Origin of the sequence: Sphingomonas rosea (assembly GCF_039538065.1) — a bacterium.
GTDB classification, from domain to species: Bacteria; Pseudomonadota; Alphaproteobacteria; order Sphingomonadales; family Sphingomonadaceae; genus Sphingomicrobium; species Sphingomicrobium rosea.
This window is the reverse complement of the sequence record NZ_BAABBR010000001.1, coordinates 2590983-2613685: the sequence shown is the minus strand read 5'-3', so window position 1 is coordinate 2613685 and position 22703 is coordinate 2590983. Positions and strand designations below refer to the sequence as shown.

At 69.3% G+C, this 22703-nt stretch carries 20 protein-coding genes; 13 read left to right on the top strand and 7 right to left on the bottom strand.

Annotated features, from left to right (window positions below; genetic code table 11):
• Entirely contained in the window at positions 1–969 is a 969-nt protein-coding gene (locus ABD693_RS12900) for an SPFH domain-containing protein (RefSeq protein WP_344697480.1), read from the bottom strand.
• Between the two features lie 66 nt (positions 970–1035).
• On the opposite strand from ABD693_RS12900, the gene ABD693_RS12895 reads away from it, so the two are divergent.
• The 4 genes from ABD693_RS12895 to ABD693_RS12880 all read left to right on the top strand — a co-directional run bounded on the left by ABD693_RS12895 (position 1036) and on the right by ABD693_RS12880 (position 5136).
• Positions 1036–1833, top strand: a complete 798-nt coding sequence (locus ABD693_RS12895; RefSeq protein ID WP_344697479.1) for an HpcH/HpaI aldolase/citrate lyase family protein — start codon at positions 1036–1038, stop codon at positions 1831–1833.
• Between the two features lie 37 nt (positions 1834–1870).
• Positions 1871–3349, top strand: a complete 1479-nt coding sequence (guaB, locus tag ABD693_RS12890; RefSeq protein WP_344697478.1) for an IMP dehydrogenase — start codon at positions 1871–1873, stop codon at positions 3347–3349.
• Positions 3350–3460: 111 nt separating this feature from the next.
• Positions 3461–4615 carry an RsmB/NOP family class I SAM-dependent RNA methyltransferase gene (locus tag ABD693_RS12885; protein ID WP_344697477.1) on the top strand — a complete coding sequence of 385 codons (1155 nt, stop codon included), beginning with the start codon at positions 3461–3463 and terminating at the stop codon, positions 4613–4615.
• Positions 4616–4641: 26 nt separating this feature from the next.
• On the top strand, positions 4642–5136 hold the full coding sequence (locus ABD693_RS12880) for a tetratricopeptide repeat protein (protein ID WP_344697476.1): 495 nt from the start codon (positions 4642–4644) through the stop codon (positions 5134–5136).
• On the opposite strand, the gene rsmA is transcribed toward ABD693_RS12880, so the two are convergent.
• The 4 genes from rsmA to ABD693_RS12860 all read right to left on the bottom strand — a co-directional run bounded on the left by rsmA (position 5117) and on the right by ABD693_RS12860 (position 10655).
• A complete protein-coding gene (rsmA, locus tag ABD693_RS12875; protein ID WP_344697474.1) occupies positions 5117–5944 on the bottom strand; it encodes a 16S rRNA (adenine(1518)-N(6)/adenine(1519)-N(6))-dimethyltransferase RsmA in 828 nt (275 codons plus the stop codon). The genes ABD693_RS12880 and rsmA overlap by 20 nt on opposite strands.
• Positions 5941–6942, bottom strand: a complete 1002-nt coding sequence (gene pdxA / locus ABD693_RS12870) for a 4-hydroxythreonine-4-phosphate dehydrogenase PdxA (RefSeq protein WP_344697473.1) — start codon at positions 6940–6942, stop codon at positions 5941–5943. Before pdxA ends, rsmA begins: the two co-directional genes overlap by 4 nt.
• A gap of 38 nt (positions 6943–6980) precedes the next feature.
• Complete coding sequence (locus ABD693_RS12865; RefSeq protein ID WP_344697472.1) at positions 6981–8324, bottom strand: peptidylprolyl isomerase; 1344 nt, start codon at positions 8322–8324, stop codon at positions 6981–6983.
• A gap of 78 nt (positions 8325–8402) precedes the next feature.
• On the bottom strand, positions 8403–10655 hold the full coding sequence (locus ABD693_RS12860) for an LPS-assembly protein LptD (protein WP_344697471.1): 2253 nt from the start codon (positions 10653–10655) through the stop codon (positions 8403–8405).
• Between the two features lie 149 nt (positions 10656–10804).
• On the opposite strand from ABD693_RS12860, the gene ABD693_RS12855 reads away from it, so the two are divergent.
• The 6 genes from ABD693_RS12855 to ABD693_RS12830 all read left to right on the top strand — a co-directional run bounded on the left by ABD693_RS12855 (position 10805) and on the right by ABD693_RS12830 (position 16482).
• The gene (locus ABD693_RS12855; protein WP_344697470.1) at positions 10805–12277 is read left to right on the top strand and encodes a leucyl aminopeptidase; all 1473 of its coding nucleotides are present in this window, start codon (positions 10805–10807) and stop codon (positions 12275–12277) included.
• A 30-nt stretch (positions 12278–12307) separates the two neighbouring features.
• Positions 12308–12745, top strand: coding sequence for a DNA polymerase III subunit chi (locus ABD693_RS12850; protein WP_344697469.1), 438 nt, complete (start codon positions 12308–12310; stop codon positions 12743–12745).
• 81 nt (positions 12746–12826) lie between these two features.
• Positions 12827–13249, top strand: coding sequence for a nucleoside-diphosphate kinase (gene ndk, locus ABD693_RS12845; RefSeq protein WP_344697468.1), 423 nt, complete (start codon positions 12827–12829; stop codon positions 13247–13249).
• A 214-nt stretch (positions 13250–13463) separates the two neighbouring features.
• Positions 13464–14543, top strand: coding sequence for a P44/Msp2 family outer membrane protein (locus ABD693_RS12840; protein WP_344697467.1), 1080 nt, complete (start codon positions 13464–13466; stop codon positions 14541–14543).
• Between the two features lie 128 nt (positions 14544–14671).
• Positions 14672–15139 carry a DUF2231 domain-containing protein gene (locus ABD693_RS12835; protein WP_344697466.1) on the top strand — a complete coding sequence of 156 codons (468 nt, stop codon included), beginning with the start codon at positions 14672–14674 and terminating at the stop codon, positions 15137–15139.
• Positions 15136–16482, top strand: a complete 1347-nt coding sequence (locus ABD693_RS12830; RefSeq protein WP_344697465.1) for a PQQ-dependent sugar dehydrogenase — start codon at positions 15136–15138, stop codon at positions 16480–16482. Before ABD693_RS12835 ends, ABD693_RS12830 begins: the two co-directional genes overlap by 4 nt.
• On the opposite strand, the gene purN is transcribed toward ABD693_RS12830, so the two are convergent.
• Together purN and purM are read right to left on the bottom strand one after the other, a co-directional pair.
• Positions 16479–17459 carry a phosphoribosylglycinamide formyltransferase gene (purN, locus tag ABD693_RS12825; RefSeq protein WP_344697464.1) on the bottom strand — a complete coding sequence of 327 codons (981 nt, stop codon included), beginning with the start codon at positions 17457–17459 and terminating at the stop codon, positions 16479–16481. The genes ABD693_RS12830 and purN overlap by 4 nt on opposite strands.
• Complete coding sequence (purM, locus tag ABD693_RS12820; RefSeq protein WP_344697463.1) at positions 17452–18537, bottom strand: phosphoribosylformylglycinamidine cyclo-ligase; 1086 nt, start codon at positions 18535–18537, stop codon at positions 17452–17454. The genes purN and purM overlap by 8 nt, the downstream gene beginning before the upstream one ends.
• Positions 18538–18601: 64 nt before the next feature.
• Between purM and ABD693_RS12815 the strand changes: the two genes are divergently transcribed.
• From ABD693_RS12815 to ABD693_RS12805, 3 genes are read left to right on the top strand one after another with little or no spacing between them, the layout of a single operon-like run.
• Positions 18602–19882 (top strand): heavy-metal-associated domain-containing protein, encoded by a 1281-nt coding sequence (locus ABD693_RS12815; RefSeq protein WP_344697462.1) that lies wholly within the window; start codon positions 18602–18604, stop codon positions 19880–19882.
• Entirely contained in the window at positions 19883–20509 is a 627-nt protein-coding gene (locus tag ABD693_RS12810; RefSeq protein ID WP_344697461.1) for an HdaA/DnaA family protein, read from the top strand.
• The gene (locus ABD693_RS12805; RefSeq protein WP_344697460.1) at positions 20506–22650 is read left to right on the top strand and encodes an RNA degradosome polyphosphate kinase; all 2145 of its coding nucleotides are present in this window, start codon (positions 20506–20508) and stop codon (positions 22648–22650) included. The genes ABD693_RS12810 and ABD693_RS12805 overlap by 4 nt, the downstream gene beginning before the upstream one ends.
• Positions 22651–22703: the final 53 nt, after the last annotated feature.

Genomic DNA, 22703 nt, shown 5'->3' with positions numbered 1-22703 from the left:
TCAGGCCTGCGGAATGCCCGGGACGACCCGCGGCTTCGACGGCGCGGCAGTCTTGTCCGGCGCGTCCGAGAACGCGGCCTTGGCGAGTTCGCCGATCCCGCCGAGGCTGCCGATCAGCTGCGTCGCCTCGACCGGGAAGAGGATGGTCTTGGCGTTGGGGCTGTCGGCGAACTTGCCCAGTGCCTCGACATATTTCTGGGCGATGAAATAGTTGATCGCCTGCGTATTGCCGCCCGCGATGGCGTCGCTGACCGACTTGGTGGCCGATGCTTCGGCCTGGGCGGACCGCTCGCGGGCCTCGGCCTCGCGGAAGGCGGCTTCCTTCATGCCTTCGGACTGGAGGATCTTGGCCTGCTTCTCGCCCTCGGCGCGCAGGATCTCCGACTGGCGCATGCCCTCCGATTCGAGGATGGCGGCGCGCTTCTCGCGCTCGGCCTTCATCTGGCGGGTCATGGCGTTGACGATGTCGGCCGGCGGGCGGATGTCCTTAAGTTCGACCCGGGTGATCTTCACGCCCCAGCTTTCGGTCGCATGATCGACCACCTGCAGAAGGCGGACGTTGATCTCGTCGCGCTTGGACAAGGTCTCGTCGAGGTCCATCGAGCCCATGACGGTGCGCAGGTTGGTCGTCGAAAGCGCCAGGATCGCCATGTAGAGGTCGCTGACCTCATAGGCCGCCTTGGCGGGATCGAGCACCTGGAAGAAGACCACCCCGTCGACCGCCACCATGGCATTGTCCTTGGTGATGATCTCCTGCCCCGGGATGTCGAGGACCTGCTCCATCATGTTGATCTTGCGCCCCACGCGGTAAAAGAAGGCGGGGACGAAGTTGAAGCCGGGGTCGGCAACGCGGATGAAGCGGCCGAAATGCTCGATCGTGTAGCGATAGCCCTGGTTGACGATCTTGATGCTCATCATGACGAAGAGCAGGACCAGCACGGCCACGAACAGCAGGAACGTCTCGATCATGTCTTTCCCCAGGAATGTCGCCGCGCATCATGGCGGAGCCCCGGCCCCAAGCGAAGGGAAATCGGCATGACGGCGTCCCTGTTCGGCAGACCGGCGGTGCTGTTCCTCCCCGCCAACCGCGCCGGCGCGGTCGCCAGGGCGCGGGCGAGCGCGGCGGACATCATTTTCCTCGACCTTGAGGACGCCGTCGCGCCCGACGCGAAGGACGAGGCGCGCGCGGCGGCGGTGGCGGCGGTGGCCGAACCGTTCGGGGTGCCGGCGGCGATCCGCGTGAACGGCTTCGCCAGCGACTGGTTCGGGTCCGACGTAGAGGCGGTGGCGGCGAGCCGCGCCGATCTCGTCATCGTGCCGAGGGTCGAGGGCCCTGAGGTCATCCGCGAAGTGAAGGCGCTGACCGGCAAGCCCGTGGCGGCGATGATCGAAACCCCGCTTGGGGTCCGCCGCTGCTGGGAGATCGCCGACGAAGCCGCCGCGCTCATTGCCGGGACCAACGACCTTCGCGCCAGCCTGCGCCTCCCCGGCACCCACGACCGCGCGTCGATCCAGGCCGCGCTGCAGCTGGTGGTGCTGGCGGCCCGCGCGGGCGGCATCCCCTGCTTCGACGGGGTCTACAACAAGCTCGACGACGAGGCGGGCTTCGCGGTCGAGGCGGTGGAGGGGCGGGCGCTCGGCTTCGACGGCAAGACGCTCATCCACCCGAGCCAGATCGCCGCCTGCCGGGCCGCCTGGGTACCGACCGACAAGGAGCTCGCCCGCGCCCGGCGCCTCGTCGCGGCGGCGAGCGGCGGGGCGCAGCGCTTCGAGGGCGAGATGATCGAGCGGATGCATGTCGAGGCGGCGGAGCGGCTGCTCTCCGTCCGCTAGGTCTTGCCGAATCGTCTCATCCCCGCCAAGTGCGCGCATGGCCGACCTTCTCAACGCCCCCGACATCCAGCTGGGCCTCACTTTCGACGACGTGCTGCTGCAGCCGCTCGAAAGCTCGGTTCTTCCGACCGACGCCGATACCTCGACCCAGCTGACCCGCTCGATCCAGCTCAAGATCCCGCTGCTTTCGTCCGCGATGGACACCGTGACCGAGGCCGACATGGCGATCGCCATGGCGCAGCTCGGCGGGATCGGCGTCCTCCACCGCAACCTGACGGTCGAGCAGCAGGCCGACGCGGTCCGCAGCGTGAAGCGCTTCGAAAGTGGGATGGTGGTCAATCCCTTCACGCTCATGCCCGACCAGACGCTGGCCGACGCGCTCGAACTGATGAAGCGCCACAAGATCAGCGGCGTGCCGGTGGTCGAAAAGGGCGGGAAGCTCGCCGGCATCCTCACCAACCGCGACGTGCGCTTCGCCGAGAACCCGCGCCAGCCGGTCAGCGAGCTGATGACCCGCGACAATCTCGCGACCGTTTCGCCCGGGACCAGCCGGCAGGAAGCCCAGCGCCTCCTCCACCAGCGCCGGATCGAGAAGCTGATCGTGGTCGACGAGGCCGGGCGCTGCGTCGGGCTGATCACCGTCAAGGACATCGAAAAGGCCGTCGCCTCGCCCAACGCCACCAAGGACGGGGAGGGCCGCCTGCGCGTCGCCGCCGCCTCGACCGTCGGTGACAGCGGCTGGGAGCGCAGCCAGGCGCTGATCGACGCCGGCTGCGACTGCATCGTCATCGACACCGCGCACGGCCACAACATCGACGTCGCGCGCGCGGTCGAACGCGTGAAGGCCGCCTCGAACAGCGTCCAGGTCATCGCCGGCAACGTCGCCACCGCCGAAGCCGCCAAGGCGCTGGCCGACGCGGGCGCGGACGCGATCAAGGTCGGAATCGGCCCGGGCTCGATCTGCACCACCCGCATCGTCGCGGGCGTCGGCGTGCCCCAGCTGACCGCGATCCTCGGCGCGAGTGCGGCGGCCAAGGCGGCCGGCGTTCCGGTGATCGCCGATGGCGGCGTCCGCACCTCGGGCGACATGGCGAAGGCCCTCGCCGCCGGCGCCTCGAGCGTCATGGTCGGCTCGCTCCTCGCGGGCACCGACGAGACCCCGGGCGAGACCTTCCTCTACCACGGTCGCGCCTACAAATCGTACCGCGGCATGGGCTCGCTGGGCGCGATGAGCCGCGGCTCGGCCGACCGCTATTTCCAGCAGGACATCAAGGACACGATGAAGCTCGTGCCCGAAGGCATCGAGGGGCAGGTCCCCTACAAGGGCCCGGTCCGCGACGTCGTCCACCAGCTCGTCGGCGGGGTGAAGGCGGCGATGGGCTACACCGGCTCGCGCACCATCCCCGAGCTGCAGCAACGCGCGAAGTTCGTCCGGATCACCAATGCCGGGCTGAGCGAAAGCCACGTCCACGACGTCAGTATCACCCGCGAGGCGCCCAACTATCCGACGCGGTAAAGTCGTCCCCCTCCCGCTTGCGGGAGGGGCCAGGGGAGGGCATGTCGCGAGCGTGTCCCGATCCCCTGAACATTCCCTCCCCCGGCCCCTCCCGCGAGCGGGAGGCGAGCGTTGACCCCCTCCGCCCGCGCGCAGGCCGCGATCGAGATCCTCGACCAGGTCATCGCCGCCGCGCGTGACGACGGTTCTCCGGCCGACGCGCTCGTCTCGGCCTATTTCAAGACCCGCCGCTATGCCGGCTCGAAGGACCGCCGCGCGGTGCGCGAACTGGTGTTCCGCGCGATCCGCCATTCGGCTGAGGTTCCGGCGAGCGGGCGCGCGGCGCTGCTTCCGCTGGTGCCCGAGCTGTTCGACGGCGAGGGCCACGGCCCCACCGCGCCGACCCCCGACGAACCGCGCGCCGAGGCCGGCATCGTCCCCGGCTGGATCGCGCCGCTGCTCTCGCCGCTGGTGGGCGAGGGGGAATGGCCCGCGCTGACCGAGCGCGCGCCGCTCGACCTTCGCGCCAACATCGCCCGGACCGCCCGCGACGAGATGGCCGCGCATTTCGGCGCCGAGCCGGCCCCGCTCAGCCCGTGGGGCCTGCGCCTCCCCTCCGACGCCGCCGCGAGCGCCGACGAGGCCTTTGCCGACGGCCTCGTCGAGGTGCAGGACGAGGGCAGCCAGCTGATCGCGCTCGCCTGCGCGCCCGTCGACGGCCAGACCATCGTCGACCTGTGCGCCGGGGCGGGGGGCAAGGCGCTCGCGCTCGCCGCCGCCGCGACAGAGGCCCGCATCATCGCCTGCGACACCAACCTCGCGCGGCTGCGCAACCTCGCCCCGCGCGCCGAACGGGCAGGGGCGACAATCGAGACCCGGCTGCTCGACATGCCGCGCGAAGCCGAGGGTCTGGCGGATCTCGAAGGCCAGGCCGAATGCGTGCTCGTCGACGCGCCCTGCTCGGGCTCGGGCACGTGGCGGCGCAATCCCGAGGGGCGCTGGCGGCTGACGCCTGAGCGCCTCGACCGGCTCGAGGAATTGCAACGCCGCGTCCTCGACCTCGCCGCCCCGCTGGTGAAGCCCGGCGGCACGCTCGTCTATGCGGTCTGCTCGCTGCTCGCCCGCGAAGGCGCCGACCAGGCCGCCGCCTTCCTCAGCCGGCATTCAGGGTTCGTGCCCAAGGATATCGGCATGGATGTCGGGCGTTTGGAGGGGGTGGGACGGCTTCTCACGCCGGGACACGACCGGACCGACGGCTTTTTCATCGCCCGGTTTCAGGCTAGATGAACCGGACCGAGTATAAGGATTTGTTGATGCGCACGCTGCCGATCGCGATTTGCCTGGGCCTCGTCGCCGCCACCATGGCGAGCAGCGGCGGCACGCAGGTGCCCGACGCGCAGATCAGTCCGCGCTCGCTCCAGTGGCAGAAGGCGGGCGAGCAGGCGCTCGCGAACGGCAATCTCCAGGCCGCCGACGACGCGCTCGAGACCGCGCTGGTGCTCGACCCGCGCAACCGCGGCGCCTTTATTGCGCTGGCCCGCGTCGCGCAGCGCCAGAAGCTCTATGGCCAGGCGATCCGCCTCACCGGCAAGGCGCTTGCGCTCGAGCCCAACGACGCGGTCGCATTGGGCGTGCAGGGCGAGGCGATGGTCGAGGCCGGTGCCACCGCGCGCGCCCAGCAGAACCTCGCCAAGGTCCGTGCATTGTGCGGCAACAAGCCCTGCGCCCCCGCGACCAGCCTTGCCGCCGCGATCCAGCGCGGGCCGTCGCTCGCGGCGAAGGCCGACTCTAGCCCGAAGAAGAACTGAGGCTTTTCGCCAGTGCGACCCACTCGGGCACGCTGACCGTCTCCGCCCGCCGCTCGGCCGCGATGCCGAGCGTCGCGAGCGCGTCGAGCGCGTCGGGCACGCCCTTGAGGCTCTGGCGGAGCATCTTGCGGCGCTGGCCGAAAGCGGCGGCGGTGAGCCGTTCGAGCACCGCCAATTGCACCCCCTCGGGCTCCTCGGCCGGCACGATATGCACCACCGCCGAGGCGACCTTGGGCGGGGGCACGAAGGCCGAGCGATGGACCTGGAGCGCGATTCGCGGGCTCGCCCGCCACTGCGCCGCGACCGCCAGCCGGCCATAGGCATCCTCGCCCGGCGCGGCGACGATCCGCTCGGCCACTTCCTTCTGGAACATGAGCGTCAGGCTCGACCACCAGGGCGCCCATTCGGCGCCGAGCCACCGCAGCAGGAGCGCAGTCCCGACATTGTAGGGGAGGTTCGAGACGACGTGCGCGCCGCGCCCGACCAGCGCCACTTCGTCGACCTTGAGCGCATCCTCTTCGAGCAAGGTGAGCTTGCCCGGAAACAAGGCGCCGAGCTCCTCGAGCGCCGGAATGCAGCGACGATCGCGCTCGACCGCGGTGACGGCCGCCCCCGCATCGAGCAGCGCGCCGGTGAGGCCGCCCGGGCCGGGGCCGACCTCGTAGGCGGTCGCGCCCGACAGGTCGCCGGGAATGGCCGCGATGCGCGACAGCAATTGCCGGTCGAGCAGGAAATTCTGTCCGAGGGCCTTCGACGCGCTCAGCCCGTGGCGGGCGATCACCTCGCGCAGCGGCGGGAGGCTGGTCACCCCTGCGCCGCGCGCGTCGCCGCGCACTGGGCCGCGACACGGATCGCGGCGGCCATCGCGCGCGGGTCGGCGCGGTCCTCGCCGGCGATGTCGAAGGCGGTGCCATGGTCGGGCGCGGTGCGTACGATCGGCAGGCCGAGCGTCATGTTGACGCCTTCCTCGAAGTGCAGCGCCTTCAGCGGGATCAGCGCCTGGTCGTGATACATGCAGAGCGCCGCGTCGTAGCGCGCGCGCGCGCTCGTATGGAACATGGTGTCGGCGGGCATCGGCCCGACCACGTCCCAGCCCTCGGCGCGAAGCGCTTCGATCGCGGGCATGATGACCTCGATCTCCTCGCGCCCGAGCGCGCCATTCTCGCCGGCATGGGGATTGAAGCCCGCCACCGCGAGTGTCGGCTCGGCGATCCCGAAATTGCGCTGGAGCCCGCGCAGCGTGACCCGCCCGCGCGCCTCGATCAACGCGCTGCTCAGCCGGTCGGCGACCTCGCGCAGCGGCAGGTGCGTGGTGACGGGCACCGTCCGGAGGCTCGGTCCGGCGAGCATCATCGCGACATTGCCGGGCGAGATCCCGCAGCGCTCGGCGACGAACTCGGTCTGGCCGGGGTGCGCGAAGCCGATCGAATAGAGCTGGTGCTTGGAGACCGGGCCGGTCACGACCCCCGAGCAGGAGCCCGAGCGGGCGAGACCGACCGCGAGTTCGAGGCTGTCGAGGCTGCAATGCGCGCCCGCGGTCGACGGCTGGCCCGCGACGCTCGCCTCGGCGGCGACCACCGCGAGGAGGGGCAGGCCGCGCTCGAACGCGCCCTCGGCCTCGCGCGGATCGGAGACGACCGCGATCGGGCCGTTCCACACTTCGGACAGGCTGCGCGGATCGCCGACCGCGACGAACGGCGGCAGGCCAAGCGCATGCCGGCTGTCCCAGCATTTGGCGACGACCTCGGGACCGATGCCCGAAGGGTCGCCGAGCGAAACCGCGAGCGGAAGCAGGGACGGGCTCATGCCTGCCCCCTAGCGAGCGCTCGCACTGCCGTCATCCTCTAGCGATAGTCGATGATCGCGTCGCGGCGCAGGTCGCGCAGGTAGCGACGGGCGCGCTGGTTGACGCGCTCTTCCTGGATCTGCGCCATCACCGCGTCGGGGTTCGGCGCGCTCGCACCCTGCTCCTCGTCGCGGCCGCAGATGACCAGCACGCGCACACCCTCGGCGATGCTGCCGAACGGACGCGTCGCCTGGCCGACCTGCATCGGCATCATCATGTCCTGGAGCGCCGGCGGAAGATCGCGCAGCTTGACCGCATCCGACTGGACGACCTCGCCCTTGAAGTCGGCGGCGACCTTGTCGGCCCCGCCGCACCCGCCGATGTTCTGCGTGGCGGCGGCAAAGCGCTGGAGCAGCGGCTCGGCGGTCGCGGCGGTGGTGCCGGTCGGGAAGGCGACCGAGACCTGCTTGAGCGACAGCACCGCGTTGCGCGGATCGGCGGTCAGGATCTTGCGCTCGTCCTGCACCGCGAGGATCGAGAAGCCGCCCGGGATCGGGATCGGCTGCGAGACCATGCCCGGCTTCATTTCGCGCAAGGCGCCGGCGAGCTGCTCGGGGAGCTGCTCGGGGCGGACATAGCCAAGGTCGCCGCCGACCGCCGCGGTCGAGGCTTCGCTATACTGGCGGGCGTAACCGGCGAAGCTCGCGCCCTGCTCGAGCGCCTGGTAGATCTTCTGCGCGTTCTGGATGACCTGCGCCTGGTTGGCGGCGGTGGCCGAGAGGAAGATCTCGCCGACGCGATATTCGGTCTGGCCCTTGCTGGCGTTGAGCCGGTCGATGACGGCCTTCACCTCGTCGTCGCCGACGCTGACCGAGCTTTCGATCTCCTGGCGCTGGAGGCGCTGCCAGGCGATCTCGCCCTCGATCTGGCGGCGGATCGAGGCGAGCGAGCTGCCGTTTTCCTTGAGCCAGGTCGCCAGTTCGGCCGGGGTCTTCTTCACGTTGCCGGCGACGCGCGCGACCGTCTTGTCGATGTCGGCGCCATTGACCTTGATGTCCTTGGCCTTGGCCGCCTGGATCTGCAGCGTCTCGTCGATGAGGTTGCGCAGCACCTGGACGCGCAGCCGCTCCTGCTCCTCGTCGGGGATCGGCTGGTTGTTCGACAAGGCGAGAAGCGCGAGGCGCTGGTCGATGTCGGTCTGGGTGATGACCACGCCGTTGACGATGGCGCTGGCCTTGACGACCGCCGGGATCGGCTTGCCGTAGACGGTAAGGGTCTGCGGGAGATTGAGCGGCGCCGTGCTGTTCACCGCCGGCCGTGCGTTCTGCGCCAGTGCGGTGCCCGCCAGGCCCGTCAGCCCGACCACTGCCGCCATCGTCAGAAACTGTGTCGCCTTGCGCATGGGGGTCGTTCAATCCCTTGTTATCGAATGTGTTTTGTCGCTCTGGCAAACGCGCGCTGAACGGCTGATGAGCGCGTCTTAGCGGCTCAGGCCTTTCAGCGACAGGCGGAAACTGAAGGTGCTGCCCTCTGCCCGGTCGCCCAGCCGCTCATAGTCGCGGCGCCAGCTCACCCCGAAGGCGAGGCAATCGTCTTCATAATCGAGGCTCACCCGGTGGCGGACCGAATTGACGCCGTCGGAGATGCGCAGCGGATCCTCCGACTGGTTGGTGAGGTCGAGCACGGTCGCGCCGAAGATCGACCAGTAACGGTGGAACTTGTAACGCCCGGCGAGCCGCAGCTCCTCCTTGTCGCGCAGATCCTCGACCGCCGCGTCGACGTTGCGGTTGAGGCGGAGGTAATCGACCCGCGCATAGGTTTCGGTGGTGCCGACAGTGAGGTCGAGCTCGTTGCGGCGGATCGCGAAATTGTCCTTGTCGACCCGGAAGCGATGGGTGAGGTCGATGAAGCGCCCGAACTTGAGGCGGGTGCGGCCAACCACGTCCGAGAAGCGGTCGGTGAGGCCGGTGCCCTGCGGGAAGATCTGCTCGGCGCGGTTGAGGCGATAGGATTGGCCGATGTTGCTCGACACCGACCAGCCCGGCCGGTCGAGGTTCCAGTCGACGCCGTAGGTCACGCGGCTGCCGTCTTCCCAGCGGTCGTAGCCCGGGAAGCGGTTGATCGCGAACAGGTTGCTGTCCTCGAGGTCGACCGAGCGGCTGTCCTCGTTGGGCAGGCTGATGTTGGCGGTCGGCGGGGTCAGGACGAGCTGGACCCGCGGGGTGAGGCGCTGGATCCCGCCGAGGAGATTGCCCATCAACGGCCAGCGCAATTCGGCGGCGGCGGCGGCGATCCCGCGTCCACGCCAGCCCGGCAGCCCGCGATAGATGGCCGCCGAGGTGAGCTCGTTTTCGTCGCTGTGATAGACGTCGCCGCGCACCAGGCCCGTCAGCAGCAGCTCCTGCCCGAAGCCCGTCAGGCGGCGAAGGTCCCAGCGCGCCGAGGCAAAGGCCCGCTGGCTGTCCTGGCCCTCGCGCCGGAACACCGCGAGGCTGTTGGCCTGAAGCTCGACCCGCCCACCGAGGATCGGATCGGCCAGCCGGACGCGGGCATCGAAGGCGGGAAGGGCGATGGGGATGGTGCGCTGGATGTCGTTCTGGCGCAGGCCCTGGAAATACCAGCCGGCGAGGCTGACGTAGCTGTCGGTATCGATCCGCTCGAGATCGAGGAAATTGCGGAAGCGGTCGTCGCGGTTGAGGTCGTAGAAGCGCGCGACACTCTTGTCGGTCGCGAGCCGGACCTGGCCCGTCAGGCTCCACAAGGGATCGAACTGGAACTTGCCGTTGCCCTCGACATAGGCGCGGAGCCCGCGATTGGTGATGCTGTCGTCGTAGCTCGAGCGGTCGCCGTAGGTCAGGAACGCGCCGACCGAAAAAGCACCGAGCTTGTTGAGCTCGCGATACCGCCCCTCGATCGCCGGATTGACCGCGGTGTAGAGGTGGGGCGTGAGCGTGAAATCGCGATTGGGCCCGAAACTGCGGTGATAGGGCGTGCCGAGCTCGACCCCGCGGCGGCGGCTGTAGCGGATCTCGGGCGCGAGGAAGCCGCTATAGCCCTGCGAGTTGGACCCGGTGCCGATGGCGAACACCGGCAGCAGCGGAATCTGGACCCCGAACAGCTGCAGCCGCCCGCGCTCGAACCGGATCGACTGCGACTGCTCGTCGTAGCGGACCCGCGCGGCGAGGATCTGCCAGCTCGGCTTCTTGGGGCAGCCGCTCGCCGTGGTCACCGCGCAGGCGCTGTAGACCGCGTTCGAGAGCGTGGTCACCCGGTCGGTTCGGACCGCGCGGTCGGCGGCGATGCGTCCGCCGCTCTCGAGCACGACGAGGAGGTTCTCGACCGTCGCGTCGCGCAGGTCGTCGCTCAGGACCGCGCGCTCGGTGACGAGCTTGTCGCCCGCCGGCTGGACCACCACGACATTGCCGGTCGCGACGACCTCGCCCGTCTTGCGGTCCCAGCGGACCTGGTCGGCGGCGACGAAGGTGCCCTGGCGGTTGACGCGCACCTGCCCGCTCGCGGTGACGACTTCGGCCTCGTTGTCATAGGCGACGCTGTCGGCGCTGAAGGTGATGTCCTCGTCGGTCGCGGGGGCGGCGACCGGAACGATCGCGGCTGGAGAGGGAGCCGGGGCAGGGGCCGGCGTGGCCGCGGGCGCGCTTTCCTGGGCAAGCGCCGGCGCCGACAGCGCGAGGATCAGCGGGAGCGCTGTCCAGCCCATGACGCCGTTTCGCACTTCGCCTGTCCGCCTTGCCGCTTGCTAAAACCGTTTGCCGAAGCGCCGCCTATTGCAGCTTGGGTGGCGTGGGGCAACGGGGTTGGCGCGCGGGGGGCGCGCGCCTAGATGTCAGGCGAACCAGTCCTTGCCCCTTCGCGAGTAGCCCCATGCAGATCCGTTTCGCCGACCAGCTTCCCACCGGTGCCTATGCCCTCGCCATTCCCGTCGCCGGCCCGGAGCGTGGCAACCTTGCGTCGCTCGGCGAAGGCCGGGCCGCGGTCGAGGCGGCGGCGCGTGGCCAGCGCTTCGAGGGCGAGGCCGGTGCGGTGGCCGAAACCTGGATCGGCGGCACGGGTGGAAGCCAGGTCCGCCGCCTGCTCCTGATCGGCACCGGCAAGGCCTCGGACGGTCCCGCGGCCGAGAAGCTCGGCGGCGCTGCGGTCGGCCGGCTGCTGACCTCGGGTGAAAAGACGCTGGTGATCGACCTGAACGGCAGCCGCTTCGATGCCGATGCGGCGGCGCGGCTGGTGCTCGGGGCCGCCGCGCGCGGCTGGCGCTACGACCGCTACCGCACCCGCCTCAAGGACAAGCAGAAGGTCAGCCTCGAGGAACTGATGATCGTCGGCGCGCCCGCCGGCACGCAGGACCGCTGGAACTCGCGCTACGCCGCGGTGCTTGAAGGCCTGAAGTTCACCCGCGAGCTCGTCACCGAGCCCGCCAACATCATCTACGCCGAGACCTTCGTCGAGCGCGTGAAGAAGGCCGCCGAGGGCACCGGCCTCGTCGTCGAGGCGCTCGGCCAGGCCGAGATGGAGAAGCTCGGCATGGGCTCGCTCCTGTGCGTCAATCAAGGCACGATCCGCGAGCCGCGCCTGCTCGTCATGCGCTGGAACGGCGGCGCCGAGGGCGAAACGCCGGTCGCGCTGATCGGCAAGGGCGTGACCTTCGACACCGGTGGCATCTCGATCAAGCCCGCCGCCGGCATGGAATCGATGAAGTGGGACATGGGCGGTGCCGGCGCGGTCGCCGGCGCGATGATCGCCATCGCGGGGCGCAAGGCCAAGGCCAATATCGTCGGCCTGTGCGGTCTCGTCGAGAACATGCCCTCGGGCGCCGCGACCCGGCCGGGCGACGTCGTTACCTCGATGAACGGCCAGACGATCGAGGTCATCAACACCGACGCCGAGGGTCGCCTCGTGCTCGCCGACGTCCTTACCTATGCCCAGCGCGAGCTCGGCGTGAAGAAGATGGTCGACCTCGCAACCCTGACCGGCGCGATGCTGGTCAGCCTCGGTCACGAATATGCCGGCATCTTCTCCAACGCCGACGGGCTCGCCGGCGAACTGGTCGCGGCGGGGCAGGAGACCGGCGACAAGCTGTGGCGGATGCCGCTCGGCGAAGCCTACGACCGGCTGATCGACAGCCCGATCGCCGACATCAAGAACGTCGGCCCGCGCGAGGGCGGCTCGATCACCGCCGCCCAGTTCCTCCAGCGCTTCGTCGAGGAGGGCAATGAATGGGCCCACCTCGACATCGCCGGCACCGTCTGGTCGGACAAGCCTGGCGCGACCCACGACAAGGGCGCGACCGGCTTCGGCGTCCGCCTTCTCGACCGCTGGGTGGAGATGGTCGCGGAGTGAGATTGCCGGCGGGTAGGGGTTGAAGAGCCCATGAGGGTCGATTTCTACCAGCTCGCCGGTGCGCCCGTGCACGAGGTCGTCGCGACGCTGGCGGGCAAGGTCCTCGACAGCGGCGAGCGGCTGCTGGTCGTGATGGACGACGAGAACCAGCTCGCGCGGCTCGACCGGCTGTTGTGGGACGAGGGGGCGACCGCCTTCCTCGCCCACGGGATCGCGGGCAGCGCCGACGATAGCCGCCAGCCGATCCTCCTCTCGACCACCCCCGATCCGGTCAACCAGGCCCGCAACCTCCTTGTCGCCGACGGCCAGTGGCGCGAAGCCGCGCTGACCTACGAGCGCGCCTTCCACCTGTTCGACGACGACGGCCTCGCCGACGCCCGCCTCGCCTGGAAACTGCTTTCGGGGCGCGAGGGCGTCGAACGCTTCTACTGGGCGCGCGAGGACGGGCGCTGGGTCAACAAGGGCTGAGCCTTGCGTCGCTCGCGCTCCGACCGTAGAGAGCCGCGCGATTTCCGACCCAATCCAACCCTCAGAAACCGGAGTTTTCCCGTGGCCGTCACGCGCACCTTCTCGATCATCAAGCCCGATGCCACCCGCCGCAACCTGACCGGCGCCGTCACCAAGATGCTCGAGGAAGCCGGCCTTCGCGTCGTCGCCTCCAAGCGCATCCACATGACCCGCGAGCAGGCCGAGGGCTTCTACGGCGTTCACCGCGAGCGTCCCTTCTTCAACGACCTCGTCAGCTTCATGATCTCGGGCCCGGTCGTGGTCCAGGTGCTCGAGGGCGAGGACGCAGTGAAGCGCAATCGCGACATCATGGGCGCGACCAACCCCGAGAACGCCGAGCCGGGCACGATCCGCAAGGAGCTGGCGGAGTCGATCGAAGCCAATTCGGTCCATGGCTCGGACAGCGACGAGAATGCGAAGACCGAAATTTCCTTCTTCTTCTCGGACGACGAAATCGTCGGCTGACCGCTTTCGCCACGTGAAAGTGGCTTGAGTATCAACAACTTGGCCCGTCGGAGTTGCTCCGGCGGGCCTTTTTGTCGGCTCGCCGACTGTTGCTAAATTGTCGCATTTTCCGGGAAGACCGATTGTGGCCCCTGCAAAGTTGGAAACCTTCCTGAGGGGTCCCCGTTTGGAGCAGCGTCAACTTTGACCAACCCACCTTTAGAAGGGGTAGAATATGCGACTGACACTTCTCGCTGCCAGCGCGGCGGCGGCGATTGCCGCGCCTGCGTTTGCGCAGACCGGCCCGTATGCCGGCATCGAAGGGGGCATCCTGTTCCCGAAGAGCCGCAGCGGCACTGCCACCACCGTTTTCTCGCAGACGGCCCAGACTCCGGCCGCCGGCACCGCCGCGACCTCGGGCACCGGCGCCGTCGGCACCCTGCCGACCACGCTGACCACGCTTCCGGCTGGCGGCTCCTTCTCGGAGCGCGTCAAGTACAAGAAGGGCTATGATGTCGACGGCATCATCGGTTACGACTTCGGCGCGTTCCGCCTCGAAGGCGAAGTCGGCTACAAGCGCTCGAAGGTGAAGTCGTTCTCGCAGGACGCCGCTCTCGGCACCGGCCTGACCACCTTCTTCACCCCGACCGGCACCACGACCGGCACGACCTTCGTCTACCCGGGCAGCTCGCTCGGCGTGTACAACCTGCGTGACCACGTCAGTGTTCTCTCGGGCATGGTCAACGCGCTCCTCGACCTCGGTGGTTCGAACGGCGTTCCGGCCTTCTACATCGGTGCCGGTGCGGGTCGTGCCCGCGTCAAGGCGCTCGGCGATCGTGACAGCGCGTGGGCCTATCAGGGCATCGCGGGCGTCCGCTTCCCGATCAGCGACAACATCGACCTCGGCCTGAAGTATCGCTACTTCCGCACCGCCAAGCTCGACCTGGATCCGGTCAACACCGGCTTCTCGCAGACCTTCACCGCCGCCGTGCCGAACGTCGCCACGACCGCCGTCCCGGCTCCGACCGGTTCGTCGAACGTGTCGTTCACCCGTTCGGGCGTCGTCAGCCAGGACTTCAACAACCGCTTCAGCTCGCACAGCCTGCTCGCGAGCCTGATCTTCAACTTCGGCCGCACCGCGGAAATGGCTCCCCCGCCGCCGCCGCCGCCGGCTCCGGTTGTCGAAACCCCGCCGCCGCCGCCGCCGCCTGCCACGCAGACCTGCCCGGACGGTTCGGTGATCCTCGCGACCGACGCCTGCCCGGTGCCGCCGCCGCCGCCGCCGCCGCCGGCCCCGGCGCCCGAGCGCGGCTAAGCCTCGGCTTAGTTGGAATGGAAGGAGCGGCCCGGGAAACCGGGTCGCTCTTTTCGTTTGGGGCAAGCTTTTCATTACGCTTCGGTAAGCAAGCGGAACCGGCTTTCGGGTTCGGGCGTAGCGCCTGCATGGTCGATCAAGTCCTCACCCGCGAAGGCGACCGCCCTCGCTCCACCGCCGCCATCTTCGGTCATCCGCTGCACCCGATGCTGGTGCCGTTCCCGATCGTCTGCTGGATCGGCGCGCTCATCACCGACATCACTTATTCGCGCACCGCGAACATCCAGTGGGCCAATTTCTCGGCCTGGCTGATCGTCGCCGGTCTCGTGATGGGCGGGTTCGCGGCGCTGGCGGGAATCATCGACTATTTCGGCGATCGCCGGGTCCGCTCGGGCACCGCCAAGCTTCACGGGCTCCTCAACATCACCGTGTTCGTGATCCAGATCTTCAACGCCTTCATCCATTCGCGCGACGGCTGGACCTCGGTGGTGCCGACCGGTCTTCTGCTCTCGGCGATCTCGGTACTGCTGCTCGCGGTCAGCGGATGGCTCGGCGGAAGCCTCGTTTACAAGCAGGGGGTGGGAACGCCGCGATGATCAAGCAAACGCTCGCCACCACCGCCCTCGCGCTCGCGCTCGCCGCCTGCGGGTCGGCCAATGCGGTCAATCCCGACGACCTCACCGGTCCCAATCCCAAGCTTCCGCCGATCCAGCAATATCTGCTGCCGCCGATGAAGATCGCGCCGCCGCAGGGCTGGAAGGACGGGCAGAAGCCCAAGGCGCCGGCGGGCTTCACCGTCGAGGCGCTCGCGACCAACCTCAAGAATCCGCGCTTCATCTATCCGCTGCCCAACGGCGACATCATCGTGGTCGAGAGCCAGGGTCCCAATCTCGAGGGGATCAACCGGCCCAAGGACCTGCTGATGGGCTATTTCTTCGGCCGCGCGCACGGTGACGTGCCGGGCGAGGGGCCGTCCAACCGCCTGCTCCTGCTCCGCGACGCCAATGGTGACGGCCGGATCGAGGGCAAGTCGGTCCTCATCGACCACGTCCAGTCGCCCTTCGGCGTCGCCTACGCCGACGGCAACCTCTACGTCGCGGGGACGGCCGGCGTGCTGCGCTACGCCTTCACGCCCGGCCAGACGCACATCGCCACCCCGCCGACCCTCCTGACCGAGCTTCCCGGCGGCCCGATCGACCACCACTGGACCAAGAGCCTCGTGCTCAGCCCCGACGGCCAGCGCCTCTACGCCACGGTCGGCTCCAATTCGAACATCGTCGAGAACGGGTTCGAGGCCGAGAAGGGGCGCGCGGCGGTGTGGGAGATCGATCGCCAGACCGGCCGTGCGCGCATCTTCGCGACCGGCCTGCGCAATCCCAACAGCCCGACTTTCTATCCGGGCACCAACACCTTCTGGGTGGTGGTGAACGAGCGCGACGAGATCGGGCAGAACCTCGTCCCCGACTATATGACGAGCGTGAAGGACGGCGCGTTCTACGGCTGGCCCTACAGCTATTACGGCCAGCACGTCGATCCGCGGGTCCGTCCGCAGAACCCGGCCATGGTCGCCAAGGCCATTGCGCCCGATTACGCGCTCGGGCCGCACGTCGCCGCGCTGGGCCTCAGCTTCTACACCGGCGCGAGTTTCCCGGCGCAATATCGCGGCGGCGCCTTCATCGGCGAGCACGGCAGCTGGAACCGCACCCAGTTCAACGGCTACAAGGTGGTGTTCGTGCCCTTCGCCAACGGCAAGCCGAGCGGCAAGCCGCAGGACTTCCTGACCGGCTTCACCGACGGCGAGAAGGTCTATGGACGCCCCGTCGGCATCGCCCAGGACCGCACCGGTGCCCTCCTGGTCGCGGACGACGCCGCCAACACCGTCTGGCGGGTCACCCCCAACACCCCCGCCGCTTTGCCCCCGCGAGTCGCCAGCCGCTAGAAGGCGTCCGCCGCGCGCATCAGCTTCGTCAGCCGGGCAGGGGCGGCGGCGGCCCAGCTTCGGGTCAGCCAGTCGCGAACCTGCGCCCAGTCGGTGTCGGGGCGATTGAGCTTGAGCCCGAGCCAGCCGCTCGCGCCATAATATTTGGGCCAGTAGTAGAGCGCGGGATCGGCTTCGATCAGGCCGGTCATCTCGTCCGCGCCGCTCGCCTTGACGAGGAGCCCGATCGTCTCCTCCCCGTGGAAGCGGTCGGCGAGGATGGCGAAATGCTTGGCGGTCTTCTCGGACCCGACCGCCCATCCCGGTGACCCGTGATTGGTCTTGCGGCTGACCTCGGCAAGGTCGGCGGTCAGCGCGTCGACCTGTGCCTCGATCCAGCCGGCGTCCTCGTGACGCGACACATAGGCCCCAAGCGTCGAAGGATAGAGCTGGTGCTCGGCCAGCCGGACGCGCGCGGCGAGCGTTTCGGGCGTGTCGCCGGGGCGGATCGCGACCGCCAGCTGACCGAGGATATCCCCGCTGTCGACCTCGTCGGTGACGAGATGCACGGTGCAGCCGCCGCTTGAGTCGCCCGCCGCGATCGCCCGTGCGTGGGTGTCGAGCCCGGGGTAGAGGGGGAGGAGCGAGGGGTGGATGTTGAGCAATCGCCCGCGCCACTTCTCGACGAAGCCCGGGGTCAGGATCCGCATGTAGCCCGCGAGCGCCACCGCGTCTGGCCTTGCTGCGGCAAGCGCCGCGTGCAGCGCGTCATCGAATGCCTCGCGGCTCATTCCCCGGTGCGATTGCGACCAGGTTGGAACACCCTCGGCCGCGGCAAGCGCGAGCCCTGGCGCGTCCGGGTTGTTCGAGGCGACCAGCACGACCTCGTAGGGGCTGGTCGGCAAGCGGCTGGCATAGAGCAGGGCCGCCATGTTGCTGCCCTCGCCCGAGATCACGATCGCGACGCGGGCCTTCACGCTCGCCGCGCCGTCAGCCATGCCGGTGCGTGGCGCTCCACAGGCCCTTGCCGCTCCACGTCTCGTCCGAGCCGCGCACGGTGCAGCCGCGCGGGCCTTCGTCGATCCGGCCGATGCGGTGGACGGTCTCGCCCGCCGCCTCGAGCGCCGCGGTGACGCCCTCGGCCTCGGTTTCCTTGACCACCGCGACCATCCCGATCCCGCAGTTGAAGGTCCGCGCCAGTTCCTCGGGCTCGATCCCGCCGCCGGCCTGGAGCCAGGCGAACAGCGGCGGCAGCTCCCAGGCGTCGGCGTCGATCGTCGCGTGGCAGCCTTCGGGCAGGACCCGCGGGATATTCTCGAGCAGGCCGCCGCCGGTGATGTGGGCGAGCCCCGCGATCCGCCCCTCGCCAAGCAGCGGAAGCAGGCTCTTCACATAGATTCGCGTCGGCTCGAGCAACAGCTGGCCGAGCAGGTGGTCGGGCGCGAAGCGGGCAGGGCGGTCGAGCTTCCACCCGTTCACCTCGATCAGCTTGCGCACCAGGCTGAAGCCGTTCGAATGGACGCCCGAGCTCGCCAGCCCGAGCACCACGTCTCCCGGCGCAATGGCCTGGCCGGTGAGCTGGCGCCCGCGCTCGACCGCGCCGACGCAGAAGCCCGCGAGGTCGTAGTCGCCCGCCGCATACATGCCCGGCATCTCGGCGGTCTCGCCCCCGATGAGCGCGCAGCCGGCCTGTTTGCAGCCGTCCGCGATCGACGCGACCACGGCCTCGGCGACCCCGTTGTCGAGCTTGCCGGTCGCGAAATAGTCGAGGAAGAACAGGGGCTCGGCGCCTTGCACGATGAGATCGTTGGCGCACATGGCGACGAGGTCGATGCCGACGCCCCCGTGCGACCCCATGTCGATCGCGAGCTTGAGCTTGGTCCCGACGCCGTCGTTCGCGGCGACCAGGATCGGGTCGGTGAAGCCCGCGGCCTTCAGGTCGAAGAACCCGCCGAACCCGCCGAGATCGGCATCCGCACCCGGTCGCCGCGTCGCCTTCGCCAAGGGCGCGATCGCCTTAACCAGCGCATTGCCCGCGGCGATGTTCACGCCGGCCTCTTCATATGTCAGCCCCATGCGCCGAGCGACTAGCCCACAAGAGCCTTGGAAATCCACCTCCAAGCTGCTTTGAGCTACAGCCATGTTGTCGCGCCGCACCGGTCCGTTCCTCGGTCTTGCCTTGCTGATTGCCCTCGGAGCGGGCGGCGTGGGCCTCGCCCAGCTCGAGAGCGGTGACCGCGGGATCGCCCCGATCGACAGCGCGAGCACGCTCGAGATCGGCGGGATCAAGGTCGACGTCGCCGCCAAGGACGCCGAGACCGCGCGGCTCGCCGGCTGGCGGATCGCGCAGCGCCAGGGTTTCAAGGCGCTCTGGGCCAAGCTCCACAACGCCCCGGCCAGCGCCGCGCCGACGCTGCCCGATTCGACCCTCGACGACATCGTCAGCTCGATCGCCATCGAGGAAGAGCGGATTGCGCCCGGCCGTTACATCGCCTCGCTCCAGATCCTGTTCGACCGCTCGCGCGCCGCCGGGCTGCTCGGCGCGGGCGGGCCGGTCCGACGCTCGGCGCCGATGCTGCTCGTCCCGGTGATGGTCAGCGGCGGGACCGCGACCACGGTCGAGACCCGCAATCCCTGGCAGCGCGCCTGGGCCGAATATCGCACCAGCAACAGCGCGATCGATTATGTCCGGATCTCGGGGCAGGGGATCGATCCCCTGCTCGTCAACGCCGGCCAGCTCCGTCGCCCGGGCCGCGCCATGTGGCGCAACCTCGTCGATTTCTATGGCGCCGCCGACGTGCTGGTCGCCACCGCCGAGGTCCGCCGCCTCTATCCCGGCGGCCCCTCGGTCGCGACCTTCACCGGCTCGTTCGGCGCCGACCGCAAGCCGCTTGGCTCCTTCACGCTGCGCGCCAAGGACAGCGCGGACCTGCCGCGCATGATGGCCGAGGGCGTGCGCCAGATGGACGCGCTCTACACGCGCTACCTCAATGCCGGCGAACTCAACCCCGATCGGAGCCTCCTCCCGCCGCCCCCGCCGCCGGTCGAGGAAGTCGAGGAGGAAGCGCCCGAGGCGCCCGTCCAGCAGACCATCCAGATCGCGGTCACCTCGCCTTATTCGCCGGTCGGCTGGCTGCGCTCGATCCCCGGCGTCGCAAGCGTCCAGGAAATCGGCGCGCAGGTGCTCGTGGTCCGCTTCAACGGCTCGCCGGGCCAGCTTGCCGGCGCGCTCAACGCGCGCGGCTGGCAGACCAGCAATGCCAGCGGCGTCTTCACCATCACCGGCTACGCCCCGCCCAAGCCTGCCGCGCCCGCCCCGGCACCTGCGCCCGCCGCGCCGGCCCCGGCGGGAACACCGCCTCCGGCACGCCCGGCGCCCGAGCCCCTCGTCCCGGTCAACACCAACACGCAGGGGCGCTAGGTGCGCGCCCCCGACCAGATCGCGCTTCCGCTCGACTGGCCGCAGGGAAGCGACGACAGCCGCTTCATCGTCAGCACGGCCAATCAGGCGGCGTTCGACCATTTCAAGCGCTGGTCCTCCTGGCCGGTCAAGGCGACCATCCTCGTCGGTCCGCGCCGCTCGGGCCGCTCGCTGCTCGCGCGCAATTTCGTCGCGCGCGTCGGCGGCCGGCTGTTTGATCCCGCCGAGCGGCAGGAAGAGGAAACGCTGTTTCACGCCTGGAACCAGGCGCAGGAGACCGGGCGCCCGCTGGTGCTCGTCGCCGACCAGGCCCCGCCCGCCTGGGAGATCGCGCTCCCCGACCTGCGCACCCGGCTCGCGGTCACCCCGGTGACCCGGATCGAGCAACCCGACGACGCCCTGTTTGCAAGCCTCATCCAGCGCCTCTTCGCCGACCGCGGCCTCCACCTTCCCGACGAGGCGCTGCGCTATGTCGTGAGCCGGGTCACCCGCGACTATTATACCGCCGAGCGGCTGGTCGACGCGATCGACCGCTTCGCCATCGCCAGCCAGGCCCGCCTCACCCTGCCGACCGTGCGCCGGGCGCTCGTCGCGGGGCGGATCATCGATGGGGGAGGGGAAGAATGAACGCGCCCGCCGACCTCAAGGCCAAGGCCCCGCCCAGGCCCGAAAGCCGCTTCTTCAACCGCGAACTCTCGTGGCTCGCCTTCAACCGCCGGGTCCTCGAGGAAGCCGCCAACCCCGCGCATCCCTTGCTCGAGCGGCTCCGCTTTCTGTCGATCAGCGGCTCCAACCTCGACGAATTCTTCTCGGTCCGCGTCGCCGGCCTCAAGGAACAGCAGCTCGAGGGGGTCGAGCAGCACAGCTACGACGGCCAGACCCCGAGCCAGCAGCTCGACCTCATCAGCGCCGAGGCCGATGCGCTGATCGCCGACCAGCAGGCGAGCTGGGTCGAACTCTCGGGACTGCTCGCCGAAGCCGGGGTCGGGGTCGTCGGCGCCAAGGCGCTCTCGGCGCAGGATTGCGAGTGGCTGCGCACCTATCTCGCCGAGCAGATCCTGCCCGTCCTCACCCCGCAGGCGATCGACCCCTCGCACCCGTTCCCGTTCGTGCCGCACCTCGGCTACGCGCTCGTCTTCGCGATGCTCGATCCGGCCGACGGCGAGGAAGTCAGCGAAGTGCTGATGATCCCGGCGAGCGTCCCGCGCTTCATCCGCCTGCCGGGCAAGGCCAGCCGCTACCTTGCCATCGACGAGGCGATCGGCGCCAATCTCGAACTCCTCTTCCCCGGCTTCCGGCTGATCGGGGCGGGCGCCTTTCGCGTGCTGCGCGACACCGACATCGAAATCGAGGAGGATGCCGAGGACCTCGTCCGCCACTTCCGCTCGGCGATCAAGCAGCGTCGCCGCGGTCGGGTCATCCGTCTCGAATTCGCCAGCGGCACCCCGCTCGACCTCGAAAGCCTGTGCCGCGAGGGGCTCGACGCCGAGCATGCGCTGATCGCCGAATATTCGGGATTCATCGGCATCGCCGACCTCGGCGAACTGGTCGACAGCGAGGACCGGCCGGCGCTGAAATTCGCGCCCTACACCCCGCGCTTTCCCGAGCGGATCAAGGAGCATGGCGGCGATTGCTTCGCCGCGATCCGCGCCAAGGACATCGTCATCCACCACCCCTACGAGAGCTTCGACGTGGTGGTCGCCTTCCTCCGCCAGGCCGCGAGCGATCCCGACGTGGTGGCGATCAAGCAGACGCTCTACCGCGCGGGCAAGCAATCGGCGATCGTCGACGCGCTGGTCGCGGCGGCCGAAAACGGCAAGTCGGTCACTGCCGTGGTCGAACTCAAGGCCCGCTTCGACGAGGAACAGAACCTGCTGTGGGCCTCGCGGCTCGAGCGTGCGGGCGTCCAGGTCGTCTATGGCTTCACCCAGTGGAAGACCCACGCCAAGGTCTCGATGGTCGTCCGCCGCGAGGGCGGCGCCTTCCGCACCTACTGCCACTTCGGGACCGGCAACTACCACCCGACCACCGCGCGCTTCTACACCGACCTCAGCTTCTTCACCGCCTCCAAGCGCGCCGCGCGCGATGCCTCGAAGCTGTTCAACTTCATCTCGGGCTATGTCCCGCCAAGGGGGCTCGAGCTCCTCACGATGAGCCCGATCAACCTGCGCGACAAATTGTCGGGCTGGATCGACACGGAGATCGCCAACGCCCGCGCCGGCAAGCCCGCCGCCATCTGGGCCAAGATGAACAGCCTCGTCGACCCGGGCATCATCGAGAAGCTCTATGAGGCGAGCGAGGCGGGGGTGAAGATCGACCTCATCATCCGCGGCATCTGCTGCCTCAAGCCCGGCGTTCCCGGCATGAGCACGAACATCCGGGTGAAATCGATCGTCGGCCGCTTCCTCGAGCACAGCCGCATCTGGTGCTTCGCCAACGGCGCCCGGCTGCCGCATCGCAAGGCCCGGCTGTTCATTTCCTCGGCCGACTGGATGCCCCGCAACCTCGACCGGCGCGTTGAGGTGGCCGTGCCGCTCGAGAACCCCACCGTCCATGCCCAGGTCCTCGACCAGGTGATGGTCGCCAACCTCATCGACAACGAGCAAAGCTGGAGCCTCGACGCCGGCGGCAGCTACACCCGCGTGCCGGCCGGCAAGAAGCCCTTCAACCTGCACACCTATTTCATGACCAACCCCTCCCTCTCGGGCCGCGGCCAGGCGCTCGAAGGCCGCAAGGTGCCCAAGCTCAAGCTGGAGCAGGGTGGGTGATGCGTTCGAGTGGGCGCCCGCTTAGGCGTGAGCCCAGTGTTTTTCCTTTTCAA